General features: G+C 51.1%; 21 protein-coding genes and 1 pseudogene. 19 read left to right on the top strand and 3 right to left on the bottom strand.

Translation table 11 applies throughout. The annotated features are described in order from the left end of the window. Positions 1-218: 218 nt before the first annotated feature. The 5 genes from J3349_RS02045 (at position 219) to J3349_RS02025 (ending at position 3857) form a co-directional block, all read left to right on the top strand. A complete protein-coding gene (locus J3349_RS02045; RefSeq protein ID WP_097770701.1) occupies positions 219-1001 on the top strand; it encodes a ZIP family metal transporter in 783 nt (260 codons plus the stop codon). A 247-nt stretch (positions 1002-1248) separates the two neighbouring features. Then, positions 1249-1884: a class I SAM-dependent methyltransferase gene (locus J3349_RS02040; protein ID WP_207676283.1), complete on the top strand. Its 636-nt coding sequence runs from the start codon at positions 1249-1251 to the stop codon at positions 1882-1884. Beyond that, the gene (locus tag J3349_RS02035; protein WP_227618358.1) at positions 1836-2282 is read left to right on the top strand and encodes a class I SAM-dependent methyltransferase; all 447 of its coding nucleotides are present in this window, start codon (positions 1836-1838) and stop codon (positions 2280-2282) included. The genes J3349_RS02040 and J3349_RS02035 overlap by 49 nt, the downstream gene beginning before the upstream one ends. A 19-nt stretch (positions 2283-2301) precedes the next feature. Beyond that, positions 2302-3144 carry a class I SAM-dependent methyltransferase gene (locus tag J3349_RS02030; RefSeq protein WP_207676282.1) on the top strand — a complete coding sequence of 281 codons (843 nt, stop codon included), beginning with the start codon at positions 2302-2304 and terminating at the stop codon, positions 3142-3144. Further along, positions 3141-3857: an L-2-amino-thiazoline-4-carboxylic acid hydrolase gene (locus J3349_RS02025; RefSeq protein WP_242699457.1), complete on the top strand. Its 717-nt coding sequence runs from the start codon at positions 3141-3143 to the stop codon at positions 3855-3857. Before J3349_RS02030 ends, J3349_RS02025 begins: the two co-directional genes overlap by 4 nt. Here the strand turns inward: J3349_RS02025 and J3349_RS02020 are convergent. Then, positions 3801-4931 carry an SLC13 family permease gene (locus J3349_RS02020; RefSeq protein ID WP_207676281.1) on the bottom strand — a complete coding sequence of 377 codons (1131 nt, stop codon included), beginning with the start codon at positions 4929-4931 and terminating at the stop codon, positions 3801-3803. The genes J3349_RS02025 and J3349_RS02020 overlap by 57 nt on opposite strands. Before the next feature lie 65 nt (positions 4932-4996). Beyond that, positions 4997-5908, bottom strand: a complete 912-nt coding sequence (locus tag J3349_RS02015) for an AEC family transporter (protein ID WP_242699456.1) — start codon at positions 5906-5908, stop codon at positions 4997-4999. A 491-nt stretch (positions 5909-6399) separates the two neighbouring features. Between J3349_RS02015 and J3349_RS02005 the strand changes: the two genes are divergently transcribed. The 11 genes and pseudogenes from J3349_RS02005 (at position 6400) to J3349_RS01955 (ending at position 14682) form a co-directional block, all read left to right on the top strand. After that, positions 6400-6636, top strand: a complete 237-nt coding sequence (locus J3349_RS02005) for a hypothetical protein (RefSeq protein ID WP_207676279.1) — start codon at positions 6400-6402, stop codon at positions 6634-6636. After that, positions 6618-6830, top strand: a complete 213-nt coding sequence (locus tag J3349_RS02000; RefSeq protein ID WP_347564966.1) for an HFLK protein — start codon at positions 6618-6620, stop codon at positions 6828-6830. Before J3349_RS02005 ends, J3349_RS02000 begins: the two co-directional genes overlap by 19 nt. Before the next feature lie 114 nt (positions 6831-6944). Next, positions 6945-7472, top strand: coding sequence for a cysteine hydrolase family protein (locus J3349_RS01995; RefSeq protein ID WP_207676278.1), 528 nt, complete (start codon positions 6945-6947; stop codon positions 7470-7472). 10 nt (positions 7473-7482) lie between these two features. Further along, entirely contained in the window at positions 7483-8004 is a 522-nt protein-coding gene (locus J3349_RS01990) for an O-acetyl-ADP-ribose deacetylase (protein WP_207676277.1), read from the top strand. A gap of 3 nt (positions 8005-8007) precedes the next feature. Then, positions 8008-8675, top strand: a pseudogene (gene sfsA, locus J3349_RS01985) (DNA/RNA nuclease SfsA). A gap of 146 nt (positions 8676-8821) precedes the next feature. Next, entirely contained in the window at positions 8822-9121 is a 300-nt protein-coding gene (locus tag J3349_RS01980) for a helix-turn-helix transcriptional regulator (protein WP_207676276.1), read from the top strand. Positions 9122-9207: 86 nt separating this feature from the next. Continuing rightward, the gene (locus J3349_RS01975) at positions 9208-9669 is read left to right on the top strand and encodes a DUF523 domain-containing protein (protein WP_117535089.1); all 462 of its coding nucleotides are present in this window, start codon (positions 9208-9210) and stop codon (positions 9667-9669) included. After that, on the top strand, positions 9654-10430 hold the full coding sequence (locus J3349_RS01970; RefSeq protein WP_207676275.1) for an HAD family hydrolase: 777 nt from the start codon (positions 9654-9656) through the stop codon (positions 10428-10430). The genes J3349_RS01975 and J3349_RS01970 overlap by 16 nt, the downstream gene beginning before the upstream one ends. Positions 10431-10801: 371 nt before the next feature. After that, positions 10802-12109, top strand: coding sequence for a hypothetical protein (locus J3349_RS01965; protein WP_207676274.1), 1308 nt, complete (start codon positions 10802-10804; stop codon positions 12107-12109). Then, entirely contained in the window at positions 12096-13157 is a 1062-nt protein-coding gene (locus J3349_RS01960) for a virulence RhuM family protein (protein WP_347564963.1), read from the top strand. Before J3349_RS01965 ends, J3349_RS01960 begins: the two co-directional genes overlap by 14 nt. Next, positions 13150-14682, top strand: coding sequence for a hypothetical protein (locus tag J3349_RS01955; RefSeq protein ID WP_207676273.1), 1533 nt, complete (start codon positions 13150-13152; stop codon positions 14680-14682). The genes J3349_RS01960 and J3349_RS01955 overlap by 8 nt, the downstream gene beginning before the upstream one ends. 52 nt (positions 14683-14734) lie before the next feature. On the opposite strand, the gene J3349_RS01950 is transcribed toward J3349_RS01955, so the two are convergent. Further along, on the bottom strand, positions 14735-15037 hold the full coding sequence (locus J3349_RS01950) for a helix-turn-helix transcriptional regulator (RefSeq protein ID WP_097792897.1): 303 nt from the start codon (positions 15035-15037) through the stop codon (positions 14735-14737). A 177-nt stretch (positions 15038-15214) separates the two neighbouring features. Here J3349_RS01950 and J3349_RS01945 point away from each other — a divergent pair, with 177 nt between their 5' ends. The 3 genes from J3349_RS01945 to J3349_RS01935 all read left to right on the top strand — a co-directional run bounded on the left by J3349_RS01945 (position 15215) and on the right by J3349_RS01935 (position 21799). Then, the gene (locus J3349_RS01945; RefSeq protein WP_207676272.1) at positions 15215-17158 is read left to right on the top strand and encodes an Eco57I restriction-modification methylase domain-containing protein; all 1944 of its coding nucleotides are present in this window, start codon (positions 15215-15217) and stop codon (positions 17156-17158) included. Continuing rightward, entirely contained in the window at positions 17158-20466 is a 3309-nt protein-coding gene (locus J3349_RS01940) for a DEAD/DEAH box helicase family protein (RefSeq protein ID WP_207676271.1), read from the top strand. Before J3349_RS01945 ends, J3349_RS01940 begins: the two co-directional genes overlap by 1 nt. A gap of 997 nt (positions 20467-21463) precedes the next feature. Next, complete coding sequence (locus J3349_RS01935) at positions 21464-21799, top strand: hypothetical protein (RefSeq protein WP_207676270.1); 336 nt, start codon at positions 21464-21466, stop codon at positions 21797-21799. Positions 21800-22173: the final 374 nt, after the last annotated feature.

Raw genomic sequence — 22173 nt, 5'->3', positions numbered from 1 at the left:
GGCAAAGCCCCTCAGATGGTTAGGCAAAACAAATTCGCGAAGTAAAAATAGCACTCCCACCGGGCGTTGTCAAGTAGAAACCGGCAAGTTTGCAGAGGCTAATTTTTCGGTGCAGGAAACGATCTGCATCCTCTATACCGCAAAGCCCTTGACCTTTTTTCCGGAGCGCAGTATACTGCTTGCGTAGTTAGTTATATTTAACCGCGAGGAGGTACTACATGATACAAGACGCATTCTGGGGGATTTTGATCCCCTTTCTGGGTACAAGCCTTGGGGCAGGCTGTGTGTTCTTTTTGAAAAACTCTTTGCGTGACGGCATCCAGCGGGCGTTGACCGGCTTTGCCGCCGGAGTGATGGTGGCGGCATCGGTGTGGAGCCTGCTGATCCCGGCTATGGAGCAGGCCGCAGATCTGGGCAGGCTGGCATTTTTCCCGGCGGCGGTGGGTTTCTGGCTGGGTATCCTGTTTTTGCTGCTGCTGGACCATCTCATCCCGCATCTGCACCAGAACAGCTTGCAGGCCGAAGGGCCAAAAAGCCAGCTCCAGCGCACCACCATGATGGTTCTGGCGGTAACGCTGCACAACATCCCGGAGGGTATGGCAGTGGGCGTGGTCTATGCCGGATACCTTGCCGGAACGGCTCAGATCACCGCCGCCGGGGCGCTGGCACTTTCCCTTGGCATTGCCATCCAGAACTTCCCGGAGGGTGCTATCATCTCCATGCCACTGCGGGCGGAAGGAATGAAAAAAGGCCGGGCATTCTGGGGCGGCGTACTGTCCGGCATCGTAGAGCCCATCGGGGCAGTGCTGACGATTCTGGCGGCAGGCATCGTGGTGCCTGCTTTGCCCTATCTGCTCAGCTTTGCTGCCGGAGCCATGCTGTATGTTGTGGTGGAGGAACTGATCCCGGAAATGTCGCAGGGACAGCACTCCAACGTCGGCACGGTGTTTTTTGCGGTAGGCTTCAGCGTGATGATGGTGCTGGATGTGGCACTGGGGTGACGGTTGGGGGTTCCCGAAAGCGAAATCTCTTTCGGAATACCCGAAAATGCCGAAACTTCTTGACAGAGGAGACGGCAGGGCGTATTATTTTGGCAGAAGGACCGCTGAGAAGCGGCTTTTTATAGAACAGAAAGTTAGCTTTACCTAACTTGTGGCGCGAGGAATTGCTGGCCTGTCATCCGGTGCAGTGGGCGCATCTGGTAAAAAGCATTGCATTGTGAACGGTAAACAGAAAGAGGGTGGCGTTATGTCCTTTTTTGAAAACACCCGAAAGCCCGTAGGCCTTGGCGGGAAGATCATGGTTGCTATGATGAACTTTGGACACAGCGCAATGGCAGAATGGGGGCTGAGTTTTTTACAGCCTGCCCCGGATGCCATGGTGCTGGACTGCGGCTGCGGCGGTGGAGCGAACATTAAAACGCTGTTGAAACTGTGCCCCAACGGCAAGGTACAGGGCATCGACTACTCAGCCGTCAGCGTGGAAAAAGCGCGAAAGGTCAATGCCAGAGCCATTGCGGCAGGACGGTGTACCGTGCAACAGGCAAGTGTGGCAGAACTGCCGTTTGAAGCGGAGCAGTTTGATGTGGTGACCGCCTTTGAAACGGTCTACTTCTGGCCAGAGCTTGCACAGAATTTCAGAGAGGTTTATCGAGTACTGAAGCCCGGCGGAATCTTTTTCATCTGTAACGAAGCAAACGGCGAAACGACAAAAGACGACAAATGGACGCAGATCATCGATGGCATGGCCATCTATACGGATACTGCACTGAAAGAGTATCTGGAAAAAGCAGGATTCTGTCAGATCCAAAGCCACAAAAATAAAAAGGGCTGGCTGTGCGTTACGGCGCAAAAGCGGACATCACCTGTCTGGATTACTCGGTAGATATGATGGGGCAGGCACAGGAAAAGGCAGACCGCCTGCACCTGAAAAATGTGACCTTCCGGCAGGGAGATGTAGGTGCGCTGCCCTTTGCGGACGGTGCATTTGACATTGTTTTGTCGCTGAACGGCTTTCACGCGTTCCCGGATAAAGAGGCCGCTTACCGGGAGGCCTATCGGGTGCTGAAACCCGGCGGAATCTTCTGCGGCTGCTTCTATGTGAAGGGCGAGCAGAAGCGGACGGACTGGTTTGTCCGGCACATTTATGAAAAGACGGGGTTCTTCACGCCGCCCTACGAGACGGCCTTCAGCTTGAAAAAACGGCTGGAGAAACGGTACGCAACCGTAACACTTGACACGGTGAAGAGTATGGCATGGTTTGTCTGCCGGAAAGCAGAATAAGGAGAACAGGGAGGAACCTATGAAATACAAAATCGAGAAAAACACCGTGCAGGAGACGCTGATCCTCCCACTGTATTCCCGGAAGCTGTGTACCGAACTGTACCCAAACCTTTATCGGGACGAAACAGCGGTTCGGCTGCTCGACCAGATCGACTACGATTTTTCGCAGGCAGAGAAGAATTCCCGCAGCCTGATGCAGCGTTTCGGTGCGCTGGAGGTGGCCACGCGGCAGAATGACCTTGCTTTTGAGGTGCGGGCGTACCTGAAAAACCACCCTTGTGCGGCGGTGGTCAATTTGGGCTGCGGGCTGGATAACACCGGCAGAGCCTGCGACAACGGCAGATGCAAGATCTACAATCTGGACTTCCCGGATGTGATCGCCTTGCGGCAGCAACTGCTGCCCGCCGGGGAGCGGGAGCAAAACATCCCCTGCGACCTGAAAGACCCCGCATGGTTTGACAAGATCGATGCCTCCGGCGGGGCGGTGTTTTTTGCCTCTGGGGTGTTCTATTACTTCCTGACCCAGCAGGTCAAGGCGCTGGTGCAGGGGATGGCAGATGCGTTCCCCGGCGGAGTGCTGGTGTTTGATGCCGCCAACCGCACGGCGGTAAAGATGATCGCCAAAACGTGGCTCAGGACGGCGAAAATCAAGGATGTGGGAGCATATTTCGCGGTTTCGGATGTGAAAAGCGAGCTTTCCCCATGGGACAGCCGTTTGCAAGTGTCCAGCCGGGGCTATATGCTGGGGTACAACGATTTGAAAGATCCTTCTGTCAGCGGCTTTTTCCGATTCGTCGCCAAGGTTGGAGACAACGGAATGAAAATGCAGATCGTGAAGATCGGATTTGGAGACAGACAATGAAATACGCAGGAATGCCCTTTGGAATGTGGGTGCTGTTTGCGGGCTCCTTTCAAAAGCAGCTGACCGCTGTGCTGGGCTATGATGCAGACGCCGCAAAGCAGATCACCAAAATCGCCAAGCCGAAATACAAAGAGATCATCGCAAAATTGCCGGAGTTTGAAAAGGGTGATCGCTTCCAATTAAACATCATTGGCTGCGCCATGCTGGGGGCGTTCGTCCTCTGTATGCCGAAGCGGCCGGATGCAGAGGCGCTGACGGTATACTATGAGAATGCCCAGATGACGTCGCTGATGAAGTGGTTCTGCCGCAAGAGCGGAAAAAGCAAGTTTACCGCAAAGGATATTGCCGCTATGAAAGTCACTGCCGCCCTGAAAGCCGCCGACCGCAACCCCTACTCGTGGAACATGGAGTTTTACGAATACCCGGATGGCAGCGGCTACGAGGGACGCTTTACCAAATGCGGCATCTGTGTGCTGATGAAGGAACTGGGGCTGTACGACCTGACCCCCGCCCTGTGCCATCTGGACTACACCATGAGCGAAGCGGGCGCTGTGACGAACTTTGTGCGGCAGTACACCCTTGCCTCCGGCGGGCCCTACTGCGACTGCGGGTACAAAAAGAAAGGGTATAGAAAAACCATAAGTCATCTGCCACGCTCAGCGGAGCAAGAACCACACGCCCAGCAGGATCGCAAGGAAGATCAGGTTGGATAGGGTGAACAGCCCAAAATACTGCTTCTTTCCCTGTGGCAGCTCCCGTGCAATCTGCCGGTAGGAAATAAGACTGGCCATGGATGCGATCAAAGTGCCAAGACCTCCCAGATTGGTGCCGATGATGAGGGCTTGTGTCTCTGCCGCGAACCCGGACAGCAGCAGGGCGGCGGGAACATTACTGGTGACCTGCGAAGCGAGAACCGCCACCAGAACTTCCCGGCCGGTCAGAAACTCCTGCAGCCAGCCGGAAAAGGCCGGAATGCGGCCAAGATTGCCAATGAAGATGAAAAAAGCCACAAAGGTCAAAAGCAGGGAATAGTCCACTGCCCGTAAGGTGTGCGGGTCTGCAAAAAGGGCGCAGAGGAGCACAGCGGCAAAGGCAATGCCATAGGGCAGCACCCGGATCACGGACAGCAGGCAAACGGCAAACAGAACCAGATACAGCAGGATGATCTTCTGATCCCCCCGAGATGCAGAGGAAGAAACAAGCTCGTCCACGGAGAGGGCGGCAGAGGCTTTTCGGCAGACCAGCGCTGCCCAAGCCAGCAGCAGAAGTAGAGAGACCAGGGTGTAGGGCAGCATAAGAAGCACAAATCCCCCGATGCTCATGCCACTTTTTCCGTAAAGATAGAGGTTCTGCGGGTTGCCGATGGGGGTCAGCATGCTGCCAAGGTTTGCCGCAATGGTTTGCATACAGACCACCGGAATCAGAAGAGCGCGGCGGACATCCGCTCCCAGACGGCTCAGGACCACGAACGTAAAGGGAACGAAGGTCAGCAGGGAAACATCGTTGGTGATGAACATACTTCCGAAAAAGCACAGCCCGACCAGTACCAGCGTCAGCTGAAAAGTGCTGTGGGTGCGGGACAGCAATGCCCGTCCCAGTCCATCAAAAAAGCCCTGCCGCCGCAGCCCGGCCATGACCGTCATCAGGGAAAACAGGATCGCCAGCGTGCGCAGGTCGATGTAGCCGAGATACTGCGCATCCGGCGGAACAAAGAAGGCGGAGACAACGGCCAGCACAGCGGCTGCGGTGAGGACCGTTTCCTGCTGAATGAATTGTTTGAGTTTCATAGAGACACATCCTTGTAGTTGTAAAGGCTGCCCTGCTGCGATGCCGGACAGCCTTTTTTCGTATTTCAGAGCAACAGCTCAAACAACCCGATCATCAGCGGCATGGTCAGGATGGAAAGCAGCGTGCTCAGGACATAGATCGCGCTGGAATGAGAAGCATCCCGGTCATAGAGCTGTGCCATGGAGGTGACTGTTGCACAGGCGGGGGTAATGGCAGAAAGGTAGACTGTCATCAGGATGGACTTGCCGTCCGGGATCCAGTGGGAGGCTTGAACTGCCCAAAGCAGCAGAACGATGACCAGCGGAACACCCAGCAGACGAAGGAACACCGGCAGATAGTTGTGAGGGGTGCAGAAAACCTTTTTGAGGGGGACATCCGCAATGGCCATGCCTGCTAGCAGCATTCCCATGGGGCCGATCATATTGCCGACACTGCTCAGTGTGCTGGTGATCGGGGCAGGCAGCGAGACGTGCAGCAGGTACAGCAGAGCACCGGCTGCAATGGCGATCAGATTGACATTGGTAAGGAGCTTGCGCCATTCCAGCTGTGCAGACCCCTGCAGGCAGGCACTGGCATGGGTCCAGAGCAGTACCAGCTGTACAATGACAAAGGCGCAGGAGTAGACAACATATTCCTCTCCCAGCAGGGCCTGCACGATGGGGATGACCAGCGCGGCGGCATTGCTGTAAATGGTATTGACCTGCTCCACGGCGTCCAGCTTGAGAGCTTTGCGGAACAGCGCATTCAGAAGCAGAAATACAACGTGCATTCCAACGGCGATGCCCATGGAATAAAGCAGCCCGGTGCGGATCTCCGGTGTATCCTTGATCTGAAAGGCGTTCAGAACGACACAGGGCATGACCAGATAGACAAAGACCACAGACAGCACCTTACTGTCCGATGCCTTCAACAGGCCGGTTTTCACAACGGCATATCCCATCAGCAGAATCAGAAATAGCTGCGCGATCTGCCGCATCAATAAAAGGCTGATTTGCATTTAGAACTCCTCTTTTGCAATTCGTTTTTGCAGCACAATCCTACTCCATTAGCGGGGCATCGTCAAGAGAAAACAGAAAAAATGCGATCTGAATAAGAAAAAACGGATGACTCCGCAGAACCATCCCCTAAAACTGGTATGATCAGACCTTTCGATACTTATATGCACCCTCCTGCCCGGCAGCGGGAAAAAGATGTTCATAGCGCTGCCTGCTGCCACGTTCAGCGGAGCAAGAACCACACGCCCAGCAGGAATGCAAAGAAGATCGGATTGGACAGGGTGGAGCAGCCCAAAATACTGCTTCTTCCTCTTGTATGGACTACGCTGCCAAGACCGAGATGCTTCGCATCGATATGGCGTTGCTGGTCAGCCTGGCGTTGAATGTTCTCACCGGGAGCCGCAGCGAATAGCGGACAACCCGTGACCCGTAAGAATGAGGTGATAGCGATGTGACCGGAGGTGAGTGAGCCATGCGAAAGAGTGCCCCCATTGAAGTGGTGGTGCATTACCCCAAAACCGAGGAAGGCTGGGAAGAGCTGAGCAAGCGTGTCGCAACCGCCCACGCAAACTATGTGATCGAAAAAATCGAGCGGCTGAACTGCCCCACATGGCAGAAGCTGGAACTGTATCAGGCAGTCATTGATACCACCAAGGGTACCTATAAGCCCAAGGAACACCAGAAACCCGGCTGGCAGCCCAGCCGGTAAACAAAGCCCTACGCTCAACATATGCCCAGTACATGACGGCGTTCAACCGCAACTTCGGCGGCTCGTCCGGCGGCGGTGGTGGTGGCGGAAACCACAACAACAATGGCGGTGGCGGCGGGGACGGCAGCGGATGCGGCTGCCTGATCGCTATTGCAGTGGTCGTGGTGCTGATCCTGATCGTCTTGGATGGCTGAATCAATCCCTGCAGGTGAAACACAGGTTTTCCCTGTGGGGATTTTTCGAATCTGATTGTAGAAAACGGCGGTCTATGGTAGAATGAAACCAAAGAAAAACAGGAGGGCTTACACATGGTTTTAATGGTTGTGGATACACAGAAAGGTATCGTGGATGAACGCCTGTATGCGTTTGAAAAGTTTGTCAGCAACATCAGGGAATTGATCCGGACTGCCCGCGAACAGGGAATCGAGGTCGTCTATGTCCAGCATGACGATGGGCCCGGTACAGGCTTTTCCATCGGAGACGATGAATTTGAGGTCTATTCCGAATTTGCACCGCTGCCGACTGAAAGACGGTTCGTCAAAACCGTATGTAGCGCGTTCAAAAAAGAAAGCGGTCTGCTGGAATATCTGACGGAAAAGGGCGAAAAAGATGTGATGGTCTGCGGCATCATGACGGACTTCTGCATCAATGCAACGGTGGAGGCGGGCTTTGAGCATGGCCTGCACATGATCGTTCCTGCCTATGCAAATTCCACGAAGGACAACGAGTATATGACAGGGGAGCAGAGCTACCACTATTACAATGAATTCCTCTGGCCAGATTGTTATGCCGATTGCGTGCCTATGGAGAAGGCGTTGGAACTGCTCAAAAAGTGAGGAGTTTACAATGATTTCTGAAAAAGTAAAAAATCAGATTCAAGTGGTGCAGGGTGATATTACCAAACTGGACTGTGACGGCATCGTGAATGCGGCCAATCGGAGTCTGCTGGGTGGCGGCGGTGTGGATGGTGCCATCCACCGGGCAGCAGGGCCGGAATTGTTGGCGGAGTGTCGTACGCTGCACGGCTGCCGCACCGGCGAAGCAAAAATCACCAAGGGCTACCGGTTGAGAGCAAAGTATATCATTCATACGGTAGGCCCGATTTATTCCGGCACAGCAGAGGATGCCGCGCAGCTGGCGGACTGCTACCGCAATTCGCTGAACCTTGCCAAAGAGCATGATGTCCATAGCATTGCGTTCCCGGCAATTTCGACCGGCGTGTATGGCTACCCGCTGGAAGATGCCACGGAGATTGCAGTCAAAACAGTGGCACAGTGGCTGGAAGATCACGCGGATTACGCCATGCAGGTGATTTTCTGCTGCTTCGATGCCCGGACGGAGCGGGTGTATCAGGCAAAAATGGAGTAAAGATTGAAATACAGAGAAATCGCAGACGGCATTTTTGTTGACCGTCCCAACCGCTTTATTGCCCATGTGGGAGTGAATGGAGCAGTGGAAACCGTCCATGTCAAGAACACCGGGCGGTGCAGGGAACTGCTGCTGCCCGGTACTGCGGTGCGGCTGGAAGTGTCAGATAACCCGAAACGCAAAACAAAATACGACCTCGTGGCGGTACACAAGCAGGGGCTTGGCTGGGTCAATATGGACAGTCAGTCACCTAACAAGGTAGTAGGAGAGTGGCTTGCAAAACAGGGCTACGACTATATCAGGCCGGAATTCACCTATGGGAAGTCCCGCATCGACTTTTATATGGAAAAGGGCGAACAGAAGTACCTGCTGGAAGTCAAAGGCTGCACACTGGAAGTGGACGGTATCGGCTATTTCCCGGATGCACCCACCGAGCGGGGTGTGAAGCACCTGCACGAGCTGGCGCAGGCACAGCAGGCAGGGTATCGGTGCGCTGTGGCCTTTGTGATTCAGATGGAAGGGGCATCACTGAGGTGCGGCCAAATGTCAGCACACAGCCGGAGTTTGGCACGGCACTGGCCGAAGCAAAGGCCGCAGGTGTGCAAGTGCTGTTTTTGCTCTGCCATGTAGGGCGTGACAGCTTGGAAATCGTGGAGCAGAGGGAAGGGTGAAGACGGCAGAAAAACGCTTTGCGTGATTCAGTCACAGAAATCATAAATAGGAAGTGTTATCATATTTTCAAGCTGAAAACAGGCCGGGACTCGGAAAAGGAGTCTCGGCCTGTTTGTGTTTTCAGCGCAAAGGAAAGGATTGAACAATGCGATCTGATTCAAAAGAATTCGGCGGACGTATCCGCGATTTGCGGAAAAAGCAAGGGATTACGCAGGAACAGTTGAGTATAATGCTGAACGTTAGTGCGAACCATCTTGCAAAAGTTGAAACGGGAAGCCGCTGCTGCTCGATTGAGTTGCTGCAGGATCTTTCGTCCTGCCTGAATGTCAGAACGGACTATCTGCTGAACGGAGATGCACCGCATAACAACCATCTGAGGGAAAGGCTGACGTTTCTTGCACAGGAATTAGAAAAGATTACGGCGGACCTCCCGGTATGGGGATAGGAAAAAGCAGAATCCTCTTTTTCAATGCCCAAAAGCGTGGTAGAATAGGTAAAAGATTCAGTATCTGAAAAACGGAGCGCGCAACAATGAAGATTCTGGTCAGCGCCTGCCTGCTGGGCGAAAACTGCAAATACAGCGGCGGAAACAATTACAATCAGGCGGTTTGCGATTTTGCGCGGGGGCATCAGGTGGTTCCGGTCTGCCCGGAGGTGCTGGGCGGCCTGCCCACACCGCGGTGCCCGGCGGAAATCGTGCAGGGCGTTGTCACGAACAAAGAGGGCATCAATGTGGACCGGGAGTTCCGAGCGGGCGCAGCCAAGGCCCTTGCCATCGCAAAAGAAAATGGGGTGGAGCTTGCCATCCTGCAATCCCGCAGCCCCAGCTGCGGCGTGAAGGAAATCTACGACGGAACGTTTTCCGGGACAAAGATTCCCGGACAGGGCGTTTTTGCGAAAATGCTGATGGACGAAGGTGTCCGTGTTCTGGATGCCGGGGAATTGCCTAAAATTATCTTGAAAAATGAGGACGGAAAATGTCAATCAGACTGATTTGCAGCGATATTGACGGTACGCTGCTGCAATACGGCAAAAAGGAACTGGAAGACGAGATCTTTGAGCAGATGCGGGAGCTGCATCGGCGCGGCATTCTGTTCTGCCCGGCATCCGGCCGGCAGTATACCAGCCTGTGCAAGCTTTTTGCACCGGTGGCAGACTGTTGTGTGTTTCTCTGCGAAAACGGCGGTGTGATTTATAAGGACGAGCAGTGCATTGCCAAGAATCCGATGCCGCGCGCGCTGGCCGAAGAAATCGCCAACGACCTGTGGACCCGCAGCGACGGGCAGGGCGAAGTGATGCTTTCCGGTCAGAATACTGCATACCTGATGGAGCGGGGTCTGGGAATGCTCAAGCGTATTCAGTTCATCGGGAACAATTATCAAATCATCCATGACCCTTCCGAGGTGCCGGAGGAGATCACAAAAGTATCGGTGTATCTGCACGAAGGCGTAGAATCTTACACGGGACGGTTTGTCCCACGATGGAAAGAGGCGAACTGCGCTGTGGCAGGGCCGTACTGGATCGACACCACCTTTGCCAACAAGGGCATCGGTGTGCGCAGCATCTGCAAGACTCTGGACATCGCCCTTGCCGATGTGATGGCTTTTGGCGACAATTATAACGATGTGTCGATGCTGGACATTGTGGGTGTGCCCTACATTATGGATGGTGCCGCCGCACCGCTGCGGGAAAAGTACCCGAACCATACACCCCGCCCAGAGGATGTGCTGCGGGAGTTCTTGAAGCAGAACTGAATTTTGCACGCATGTGTGCAAAATTCAAAATGATACGATATAAGGAAATATTTTGGTATGACGAAAGTGCTTTTTATCTGCCACGGCAATATCTTTGAAAATGCAAAATAATAACGATAGTAAATTAAAAATTTACGTTTTGCGTGGCTTACTACACCACAATTACACCATTTTATAAGAGCCTTGAATGACACAAAAAGCTGACGGATGCCGCAAGATGCGCACTGTCAGCTTTTTCGTTTACAGGGGGATGAGGGGGTGGTATAATAAGAATGGAGTTTGAAAGATAGCCTTGAGGAATACCTCAACGAATGCTGAAAAGCACAAAACCGGTGGAAGAGAGCCCGGAAACGGTAAGAAAGGTGCTATAAGTGAAACGAATTTCAGAAATAACGAGAAGAGATATTTTTAATTTGTTTCTATATGGAATAGATAAAAATACAGATTTCGGAACAGAACTGCTCCATTATAATTATTCTGGAAAACTAAGCGAACTGGACTTTTTGAAGAGAATTTATAATCTTGAACAGCTGCCAAGTTATGATGGGCGGTATTTAAATGCAGAAGGTGATATTTGGCAGCATACTGTAAATAATGATGACTATCAAAAAGGATGGGCTTTTGATGATGAGAGGTTTAAATTATCAAATGGTGATGACGAAATCTTTCTAAAGTTTCTTTGCGCGGTATTCCATCCGGCTGTACGCGAAGAAAGAGGATACTGGCAAGAGTGCCTTATTTCCGTGAATGAGCTGCTTCGCATGGATGGGTATGAGTTGTATCCATCTGGGAAAATTTCTGGAAGAGACATTTATAATTGGAGAGAGTATAACGACAACGAAAGTGATGTGTTTGTTCCATTTTCTCAGCGGAATGAAAAAGCAATCAGAGCACATAGTCTTAAACTGTATATTTGTATGAAAGCACGTAATCAAATTTGCGCATTGTTTGAAAAGTATAATGATGTGTATAGAGAAACAAACGAAACAGGCTTTCAGTATGACGTAACAACGGAAGAATATGTTTTTCGAGATATTTCCTGTTTCTATGAACCGAGATGTTATAACAGAAGTAGCAAATATGTTAGAACAAGGGATATGAAGCAATTCATATTACATAATTCTCCATTTTGCGTCTTTGATGCAATAGAAATTTATTTTCGATACAATGCAGACAATAATTACTCAAAAGAGATGAATGCATTGTTGGTGCGACAAGCGATTGGGTATCAATTGATTCAAGGAAAACTTAAATGTACAGTAGAAACGTCTTTGAGTGAGAATACGATTGCAGCAATTCCAGAAAAGGGACTAAAAGAACTTGTTACGGACGCAGAAAATTATTACAGGGATGGAAATAAACAGATTGCGGTTGAGAAATTGTGGGATGCGTTTGAGCGATTGAAAACATACTATTCTCCGAAGCTGGATAAAAAGAACTCGGCAAACAAGGTGGTTGAAACTATGAGCCACAAAGAACCCCATTTTCAAAAGCTGTATGAAGATGAGTTCAAGGTGTTGACTGAGATTGGAAATGGCTTTAGAATCCGGCATCACGAAACAACGCAGACCGATATTACAGATGATCGGCAGTACGATTACTTCTATCAACGCTGCCATGCGTTGATTTCCACGGCAATTCTTTACTTGGAAGAGAGTGTGAAAAGTGAAGCGGAATAAAGATGATAAGGGAAAAGAGGCGGTGATCCGCAGCTCGGCAGCGGAGTACCTGACCTTTGTGGCGTCCACAGGGGAGAACGATGCCAGCTATGAAATGCGCTACGAGGATGAGAACATCTGGCTGACACAGAAGATGATGGCGGCACTGTACGCTGTGTCCAAACAGACGATTTCCCAGCATATCAAACGCATCTATGCCGATGGAGAGCTCACTCCGGAGGCAACTGTCAAGAAATACTTGACGGTTCAAACCGAGGGCAACCGGCAAATCAGCCGCAAACAGGACCACTACAGCCTGCAAATGATCATTGCTGTCGGCTTCAAGGTAAACAACCAGCGAGCGGTGCAGTTCCGTAAGTGGGCAGGGCAGATCGTCAAGGACCACACCATTCAGGGCTGGACAATGGATGTGGAACGCCTGAAAAAGGGCCATATGTTCACGGATGAATACTTCGAGCGGCAGCTGCAGCAGATCCGGGAGATTCGTCTGTCGGAGCGCAAGTTCTACCAGAAAGTGACAGACCTGTATGCTACGGCGTTCGATTACGACAAGGATGCCAAGACGACCCGGCTGTTCTTCCAGACCGTCCAGAACAAGATGCACTATGCCGTGCATCGCCATACGGCGGCAGAGCTGATCTATGAGCGAGCCGATGCCAACAAGGAACACATGGGGCTTACCACTTGGGAGAATGCCCCGGACGGAAAAATCCTGAAAGCAGATGTGACGGTGGCCAAAAACTACCTGAGCAAAGAGGAAATGAACTATCTGGAGCGCATCGTGTCACTCTATCTGGATTATGCCGAATTGCAGGCAGAACGGAAAATCCCCATGAGCATGGAGGACTGGGCAAAGCGTCTGGACGGCTTTTTGGAGTTCAACGGCAACGAGCTGCTGACCGGTCCCGGAAAAATCAGCGCAGAACAGGCGAAGCTTCATGCTGAAACGGAATATGAGAAGTATCGTGTCGTGCAGGACCGTTTGTATGAGAGCGATTTTGATCGATTTATGATGTTGGAAGAGGAAGCAAACAGAAAGATTGAGTGATGTTTATGGAAATGACCGCTATAAACTTTGTATTAGAAGAAAATCGCTTAATAATATGGAGTGCCTTATGAAGGATTTTATTTCTGAAATTAAGAAAATTCCAACGGATGGACTTATTTATTGTCTTTCGGAAAAATCTATAGATATGTTTAGAAAAAATGAGTGTTTAATGCCTGTAACTATTCCAGTTATACACAATGGTCAGAGAAAGATTCTAACCGTCACATTGACTGCTTGGGATATTCTTGACATGGAGTTTCTATCTATAAAAGAAAGCAACGATTATCGTCGTTCCTCAAAAAAAGTCCCAGTTGAAGCTCTAGTCGACTTATATCGCGACTATGACAACGAGCGCTCTGCAAAAGAGGGGATTTTTCAAAATGTAGATGCCGATGGCGTATTTCGTACCCTGATGGGAATGACAGCTGAACAATTTGCATATGAAAATCTATATTGGCTATTTGAAAAATTCAGCCGTGATTATTATATTCTTTTTGCGGCGGAAAATTTTGAACATCGGTCTATAATTGATACTGACGCTATTGTGCGCGAGATTTTTGGAATTCCTGTCAATGATTATGTTTTAATTCTGGTAACTGTTTTTTGGTTGTGCTGTCAGCATCCGGATCCTTTGTCTGCTCCGGAAGAATTATACAGTAATGTGAACAGTGCAGTCCTTACTGTTGAGAATCTTTCCAACTTTATTAAATATTATTCGTGCACCTATCAAAATTTGCGTACTTCTTCTCTAAAAAAGCAGCTCTTGTATTCAAAACCATTCATTAAAACGCAAAGGACGGGAGAATATTTTGCTTCAAGTATTTTTCCTGTGGCAATGCTGGTTGGAAATGGTCTTTATTGGCTTGTGCGCAATTATTACTGCAAGCAAGGAACACAAGTCTTTGTAAACACCTTCGGATGCCTTTTTGAGGATTATATAAAAGATATTGCCTCAAAATATTGTAAACCATCTGAATGGACTACACTGTCTACTGGTTCCCGAAAGTCAGCAGATTTCACATTCGATCTAGGAAGCTTAACGCTTCTTGTAGAATCCAAATCTGCTCTGATTAGTCTTGATGTAAAGCAGCAGATTCCCAATTTACACAATGCCGATATTTTCTTTGAACGCACAATCTCAAAAGCGTATAAGCAATTAAATAGTAGTTATGTTCGATTATCAGTTTCGAGCAAGAATCCTATTATAAAAATTATTCTCTTGTATGACCAGTTTTCTAATTCGGCCATAGTAGAAGAAGCTGCGCACAAAATATTAGGTTCGGATTCTTCCTGTTTTATTATGACAATTCGTGAATTCGAGATACTTCTGTACCTTCACCAACATAATAAAGAAACGGAACAGCAGATTCTGGACGAGATTCTCAAGTCCAGCAGAGCAGAAAACTCTCGAAAAAATATTCCTGCCATCTATAAGGATCTCGCCATTGATAGTAATCCTCACTTTGAGGAAGAAATGGATTATTTTTCAAAGTTGATGAATAATTTTAAGGATGCCGCAAAATAATTCCATAACAAAACAACAGCCGCCCAGCGACCTTACGGTCTCGCTGGGCGGCTTATTTTTTGCGTTTCCACAACAGATATTCTTCGTAGCGATGCATCTCGTTCTGTTCTTCTTCGGTCAAGCGCTGGCGCTGTTTGCGGGCTTCGTCCGAGGGGTCGATGTCGGTCAGACCCAGCAGGTAGTCGGCGGAGGTGCCGTAGTACCTGCAAATGGCAATCAACATCTCATGGTTTGGGGAACTCTTTTCATGCTCCCAACTGCGGATGGTAGAGGTTGCTACATTAAGGGCTTTGGCGAGTTCTTCCTGCGTTTGGTTATTCCAATCTCGCAGGTCGGCTAATCGTGCTCCAATCATCTTTTTCCCGCCTTTCTTTGCCATAAGTATAGGTGTTTCATATCACTTTTGGTAAAAAACGCCGAGAATCTTGTTAATTTACCTTGAAAATGATAAGATACTTGTTAGTATAGGCTGAAAGTGCTAAGAACATTATCACTTCCGCCGCAACGCTAAGGCAAAGCGAGGAATACCCCGTTGGAACAACTGATCGACTTTCACGCACCAGAAGTGCAGGCGGTGCTGGATACGCTACTAAAAGATAAATCCACCGGTAAAAACATCATCTGGGCCACCGACCCGCCGGAGGAACTGCAAACGGTAATGTACGAGCCGGTGACGGATAAATCGCAGATCACCACCCAGCAGCTCGGGCTGACCCACTACGAGGTAGTGCTGCCCCGGATGATGAAGCAGACCGACACCCAGCAGCAGCGCACCCGCAAAAAAGGCGAGGTGTTCAGCCCTGCATGGGTCTGCAACAAGATGAACAACGCACTGGACGCCGACTGGTTCCGTGGGCTGGGGGCAGGGGAAAGTGCCGGGCAGTTCACGGTGGAGCTGCCCCAAGGCTGGCAGACGGTGGAAACGCCGGTGCAGTTCCCGGCCTGCGGGGGCAAGAACCCGGCATGGGTGCAGTATGTGCAGAGCCGCCGCTTGGAGGTGACCTGCGGCGAGGCTCCGTTCCTTGTGTCCCGGTACGATGCCGCCACCGGCGAGATGATCCCGGTGCCCCGGCGCATTGGCATTCTGGACCGCAAGCTGCGTGTGGTAAGCGAGAACGCCGCCACAGAGGACGAGTGGTGCAAATATGCCACCCATGCGGTGCAGTCCACCTACGGCTACGAGTATCAGGGCGATAATCTTTTGTTGGCGCGGGTCAACCTGCTGCTGACCTATGCAGAGCATCTGCAAAACCGCTGGCAGCGCAAGCCCACAAAAGAGGAACTGCAAACCATCGCCAACATCATCAGCTGGAACCTGTGGCAGATGGACGGCCTGCACCTGTCTGTGCCCGGCGGCAAGCCCCAGCCGGAGGCAGAACAGCTTGACCTCTTTTCCATGTTCGGGGCGGCAGAGCCGCAGCCGCCCACGGTATCCTGTAAAGTGAAAAACTGGCGCAAGGGCAGCCATGGAACCGCCCAGAACTTTGAAACCATTCAGGAAGGGAGTACCAGCATGAAGTTTGATTATGTCATCGGAAACCCGCCGTATCAGATAAGTGATGGCGGTGCCGGCGTAAGTGCAACGCCTATCTATAATCGTTTTATCGAAGCGATCAAAACTACACATCCCGGCGCAATTTGCTTGATTATTCCTGCAAAATGGTACTCCGGCGGTAAAGGACTGGATAAGTTCAGAGAGGAAATGCTAGGAGATAGACATATTTCAACATTGGTTGATTATTCTAATTCGCTAGATGTTTTTCCGAATGTAGATGTTGCAGGTGGCGTTTGCTACTTTGTCTGGAAAGAAGCATATAACGGGAAGTGTAAGTATACAAACTATCGTAATGGAAAAGCCACAACAGCATACAGAGATTTGAACGAGTTTCAAACATTTATTCGCTATCCGGTTGCATCCGAGATAGTCAAAAAAGTAAAAGAAGATGGAGAATTAACACTGGATAAAGTGGTTTCCAGCAGAAAACCATTTGGACTAGCAACAACAGCAAAGCCAATGAAAACCGGTGACATCACACTACGATACAATGGAGGACGTGGCCCATATAAAAGAACCGAAATAAGGGTTGGAACAGAAATAATTAACCAATGGAAAATTATCATTTCTCGTCTTACGGCTGAACACGCAGGACAACCAGCCAAGGATGGAAAGTACCGTGTCCTTTCGACGATGGAACTTTTGAAGCCGGGCGAAATATGTTCCGAAACGTATCTTGTGGCAGGAGCATTTGATTCAAAAGAAGAAGCAACCAACTATATGGATTACTTAAAGACGCAATTTGTTCGATTTCTTATCTTACAAATTGCAATGACGCAGCAGTTGAGTAAAGCGTCATTTGCATTTGTTCCTTGTCAGGATTTTACAAGAAAATGGACAGACAAACAACTGTTTGAAAAATATGGTTTGTCTAGTGAAGAAGTAAACTATATTCAAGGAATGATAAAGGAGATGGCATAATGGCTGGCATAACCCTGCGCACTGCCCGGCAGGTGGTGCCCATGATCTACGCCTATACCACCCCGGAAATTGCCCGGCACAACGGCTGGACGAAGATCGGCTACACCGAGCAGTCGGTGGACAAACGCCTGAAACAGCAGACCCACACCGCCGATGTGCTGTTTCATGAGGAGTGGCGGGGTAATGCCGTCTACGATGACGGCAGCGGCGAGGTGTTCACCGACCACGACTTCCACGCCTACCTCCGCAAGCTGAACGTGGAGAATGACCGCAAAAACGAGTGGTTCCATCTGGATGGGCAGCAGTCCCGGCGGTATTTTCAGGATTTCCGCATGAATCGGGGCCGGGTGCAGCTGGATGCCGCCATCGCCTACACCCTGCGGGAAGAACAGGCAAGGGCTGTCCGCGACACCAAGACCTATTACCAGAGCCACCCCGGCGGGGAATACCTCTGGAATGCCAAGCCCCGCTTTGGCAAGACCCTTTCCGTCTACGACTTCTGCAAGCAGGTCGATGCGCAGACGGTGCTCATCGTCACCAACCGTCCTGCCATCGCCAACAGCTGGTACAGCGACTATGTGCGCTTTCTGGGCAGGGAGTCCGGCTATCTGTTCGTCAGCCATGTGGATGCCCTTGCCGGGCAGCCCCATGTGCTGGACGAGCAGGGCTATCTGGATGCCGCCGCACAGGGCGAGGAACTGTATAAGCGCATTGAGTTCGTCAGCCTGCAGGACATGAAAGGCTCTAAGTATTTCGGCGGCGAGTACGACAAGCTGCGCCACCTGACCGAACTGAATTGGGATGTGCTGGTCATCGACGAAGCCCACGAGGGCGTGGACACCTACAAGACCGACCTTGCCTTTGACCGCATCCGCCGCAAGTTCACGCTGCACCTGTCCGGCACGCCCTTCAAGGCGCTGGCGAACGACAAGTTTGCCGGGGATGCCATCTTCAACTGGACCTATGCGGACGAGCAGGCCGCCAAGCGGAACTGGCAGGGCGCACCGGGGCAGCAGAACCCCTACGCAAACCTCCCCATGCTCAACCTCTACACCTACCAGATGTCCGAGATCATCCGGGATGAGATCCGGCAGGGCGTGGAGATCGACGGTGAAACGCAGGAATTTGCCTTTGACCTGAACGAGTTCTTTAAGGTGAAACTCAATGGCAGCTTTGAGCACGAGGCCGAGGTGGACCGCTTTCTGGATGCCATGACCACCCAGAACAAATTTCCGTTTTCCACCCCGGAGCTGCGTGCCGAACTGAAGCACACCTTCTGGCTGCTGAATCGGGTGGACAGTGCCAGAGCGCTGGCGAAAAAGCTGCAGGCACACCCGGTATTCCGGGACTATGAGGTAATCCTTGCCGCCGGTGACGGCAAGCTGGACGACACGGACGAGAACCAGAAAAGCTTTGACCGGGTAAAAGCCGCCATCGCCCACCACGAAAAGACCATCACCCTGTCGGTGGGGCAGCTGACCACCGGTGTCACCATCCCGGAGTGGTCGGCGGTGCTGATGCTCTCCAACCTGAAAAGCCCGGCGCTGTATATGCAGGCGGCGTTCCGTGCCCAGAACCCCTGCCTTTTCCACGAAAACGGCACCTTTCGCCGCAAAGAGAACGCCTATGTGTTCGATTTTGACCCCGCCCGCACCCTGCTGATCTACGAGCAGTTCGCCAACGACCTTTCTCAGGACACTGCCAGCGGCAAGGGCGACACCGAAGAGCGCAAGGCGCACATCCAGAATCTGCTCAACTTCTTTCCGGTCATCGGCGAGGACGAGGAAGGGGAGATGATTCCGCTGGATGCAGAAAAAGTCCTCAGCATCCCCCGCAAGATCAAGTCCAAGGAAGTGGTGCGGATGGGCTTCCAGAGCAATTTCCTGTTCCAGAACATTTCCAACGTGTTCAGTGCCCCGCAGGAGGTGCTGGACATTCTGCAAAACTTCCAGCCCATCAGCGAAGCCAAGGCAAAGCCCATCCAGATCACCCCGGACACCGGCGCAGACCTCTCCCTGAACGACAAGGGCGAGGTGGATTTAGACGAGGGCTACGTCATCGGCAAGGCAACGGATGTGTTCGGGGCGAAAATTTATGAGAACACCCCGGCGCTGGACACCGCCCTGCAAGACCTGACCGATGCCCCGGCCCCTGCCAAAGAAGAGCATCTGGAACCCCTGAAAAAGAGCATCACCAAAGAGATTATCACCCCTATGGTGGAGCAGGCAAAGCAGGAGTATGGGCGAGATTTGAAGCTGTCCGACCAGAAGCGGTTTGAAAGCACCGCCAAAGCAAAAATGGATGTGGCGGTGAACAAGGTGGTGGACAACTACCGCATCGACCAGAGCCAGTTGGAGACCCAGCGCACCCAGCAGTTACAGAACTGCACCACCGCCCAGCAGCGCCAGCAGGTGAACCGGGAGTTTGACGCAAAGCAGCAGCAGAGCACCGCCGCCCTGATGGAGACGTTGCAATCCACCATCCAGCAGACGGCGCAGGAAATGCAGCAGACCATCGTGCGCACCGTGGAGACCAACCAGAAGGAGCAGGAGAAAAAGGGCTACGAGGACACCGTCCGTGACCATCTCCGGGGCTTTTCCCGCACCATCCCGTCCTTCCTCATGGCCTACGGCGACGAGACCGTGACACTGGCAAATTTTGACCAGATCATCCCGGACAAGGTCTTTCAGGAGGTCACCAGCATCACGCTGGAGCAGTTCCGCTTTTTGCGGGACGGCGGCCCCTACCTCAACCAAGCCACCGGACAGGAGGAGCACTTTGCAGGCCACCTGTTCGATCCGGTGGTGTTTGACGATTCGGTGAAGGAATTTCTGAACCTGAAGATCAAGCTGGCGGATTACTTTGACGAGAGCCGCACCGAGGATATCTTCGATTACATCCCGCCCCAGAAAACCAACCAGATCTTTACCCCCAAGTGGGTGGTGAAAAAGATGGTGGATCTGCTGGAGCAGGAGAACCCCGGCTGCTTCGATGACCCCGGCAAGACCTTCCTGGACCCCTACATGAAGTCCGGCCTGTACATCACGGAAATCGTCAAGCGCCTTTACCGCAGCGAGAAGATGCGGCAAGCCTTCCCGGACGATACCGCTCGGCTGGAACATATCTTTGCCAAGCAGGTCTATGGCCTGGCCCCGACCGAGATCATCTACCGCATTGCCATCAGCTACATTCTGGGCTTTGCAAAGGGTCACGGCATCACCGCCCACCATATCCGTCAGGCGGATACGCTGGAATTTGCCAAGGCGGGCACCATGGAAAGGGAACTGGATAAGATTTTCAGAGACTGACAAATAGAATACAGCATTAAACCAAGGGCGGCTGTCTGCATGGGTGCAGATGGCCGCCCTTTTGTGCTATGCTGTTACAAAAATGAAAGCTGTTGGATACATCATATCAAACAGGACAAGCAGTCTTGTTTTCGTTCTTTTTACCAAAGTTTCCTGTGCGTTTTCTTGCAAGCTGCCGAAAGTGACGCATTTTCGGAATTTTTTTGTTGACACGGCTCGATTTTTGTGGTAATCTATCCCAACAATTTAATATAACATATTTACTTAGAGTTCCAGCTCGGCTCCTGAAGGAGTCGGAGCAAGTTTTTGACTTTCTTATCGCTACATAACGAACCCGAACCAAGGCCATCCCGGAAGAGATGGTCAGATTCAGGTTGTTGTGTGGCGATTTTTTTATTGCCAGATCCAGCACCGCACCTTGAAAACCGCATGACCGTCTGCATGGGATACACGGCGATGACCCCGCAAGGGAGAGCCGGGAAACGCCGCCGGAAGGGGGCAGGAAATCCATGCAGGGAGAACGGCGCATCCAATATCAAGTGGTCAAAATGACCATTTGATTTGGGGAATGACACAAAGCGTCATTTCCCAGAAGGATCTTCTGCGTTATGGCTCACCTCATGTAGACATTTTGTCCACACGAGGTGAATTGCCGCTGCCTAAATCAATGTGGACAAATTGTCCACGTTGACTCCGTTTGTGTTACGTTTGACCTCGACTTGACATTTTGTCAAGCCACGGTGAAAAGTGGTGGGTTACGAAAACCGTAACTCACCACTTGGAAGTGGTAAATGGACAAAATGTCCACTTACCACCCAGCCATAACGCACAGATTTTGGTTGGTGGTCATTTTGACCATCAACCAAACAATTGCAACACTTTATTGTGCAAAAGTGGCTGTTACCATTTTGATAACAGCCACGCTTCCGTAACACTTTTGGCAAATAATGCTTTTCATTATCCACCACACACCCGTAACAGCCAAAGGAGGATGCCTATGACAACAGAACAATGGGAACGTGAAAATCAGGACACCCTGATGGAATATTTCATTGATGGCGACCCCAGTGTGCGCAGAATCCAGTGTGAATACTGCCGCAAGGTCATCTACACCCAGACCCGGAACCGAAAATATTGCAGCTTCCAGACTTGTGGTCACAAGATGCTGAATCTGCGGAAAAGGCTTAAAAAGCGCGTTGAGCGAGGAAAGTATACCTGCGCTTGCTGCGGGGAGCAGTTCTTACCGATTCGGGCAGATGCCAGATATTGCAGCAATGCCTGTCGGCAAAAAGACTACCGCCAGCGTAAAGCGATGGTTCACGCTTCTCTTTGAGAAACTTGATGAAGTTTGTCAAGTTCTTTATCCACGCTCGCTTTTATCAGTAAAGTGGCACTTCCCATTTTGGAAAGCACCAAAATACCATAACGCCTAATCGCTCACTCCCAAATCCCCAAAATGGGAATTTGGGCTGTGCGGTTGTAAATCAGGTTACGCTTTCCGTAACTTGATTTGCAATTCCCGCCGAATCAGGTTCCCAAAATGATAACTTGATTGCACCCGTAACGAAACCACCGGAGTTCTCATTTTGAAAACTTCGGTTTTACCTGTAACACGTCACCCCCACTCCGTAAAAATCAGGTTGCCAAGATGACAACCTGATTCTGACCGTAACGGAATCAGTTGGTCATTTTGGCCAACTGAAAAAG

Origin of the sequence: Faecalibacterium sp. Marseille-P9590 (genome assembly GCF_017377665.1) — a bacterium.
Taxonomy (GTDB): domain Bacteria; phylum Bacillota; class Clostridia; order Oscillospirales; family Ruminococcaceae; genus Faecalibacterium.
Note: the sequence above shows the minus strand (reverse complement) of the source record. Positions and strands in the feature narration are given on the sequence as shown.

Coding starts and splice junctions, on each gene's coding strand:
- J3349_RS02045 (WP_097770701.1), top strand. CDS start 219: ATGATACAAGACGCATTCTGGGGGATTTTGATCCCCTTTCTGGGTACA.
- J3349_RS01975 (WP_117535089.1), top strand. CDS start 9,208: ATGAAGATTCTGGTCAGCGCCTGCCTGCTGGGCGAAAACTGCAAATAC.
- J3349_RS01995 (WP_207676278.1), top strand. CDS start 6,945: ATGGTTTTAATGGTTGTGGATACACAGAAAGGTATCGTGGATGAACGC.
- J3349_RS02005 (WP_207676279.1), top strand. CDS start 6,400: ATGCGAAAGAGTGCCCCCATTGAAGTGGTGGTGCATTACCCCAAAACC.
- J3349_RS01950 (WP_097792897.1), bottom strand. CDS start 15,037: ATGATTGGAGCACGATTAGCCGACCTGCGAGATTGGAATAACCAAACG.
- J3349_RS02040 (WP_207676283.1), top strand. CDS start 1,249: ATGTCCTTTTTTGAAAACACCCGAAAGCCCGTAGGCCTTGGCGGGAAG.
- J3349_RS01970 (WP_207676275.1), top strand. CDS start 9,654: ATGTCAATCAGACTGATTTGCAGCGATATTGACGGTACGCTGCTGCAA.
- J3349_RS01990 (WP_207676277.1), top strand. CDS start 7,483: ATGATTTCTGAAAAAGTAAAAAATCAGATTCAAGTGGTGCAGGGTGAT.
- J3349_RS01935 (WP_207676270.1), top strand. CDS start 21,464: ATGACAACAGAACAATGGGAACGTGAAAATCAGGACACCCTGATGGAA.
- J3349_RS01980 (WP_207676276.1), top strand. CDS start 8,822: ATGCGATCTGATTCAAAAGAATTCGGCGGACGTATCCGCGATTTGCGG.
- J3349_RS01940 (WP_207676271.1), top strand. CDS start 17,158: ATGGCTGGCATAACCCTGCGCACTGCCCGGCAGGTGGTGCCCATGATC.
- J3349_RS02020 (WP_207676281.1), bottom strand. CDS start 4,931: ATGAAACTCAAACAATTCATTCAGCAGGAAACGGTCCTCACCGCAGCC.
- J3349_RS02025 (WP_242699457.1), top strand. CDS start 3,141: ATGAAATACGCAGGAATGCCCTTTGGAATGTGGGTGCTGTTTGCGGGC.
- J3349_RS02015 (WP_242699456.1), bottom strand. CDS start 5,908: ATGCGGCAGATCGCGCAGCTATTTCTGATTCTGCTGATGGGATATGCC.
- J3349_RS02030 (WP_207676282.1), top strand. CDS start 2,302: ATGAAATACAAAATCGAGAAAAACACCGTGCAGGAGACGCTGATCCTC.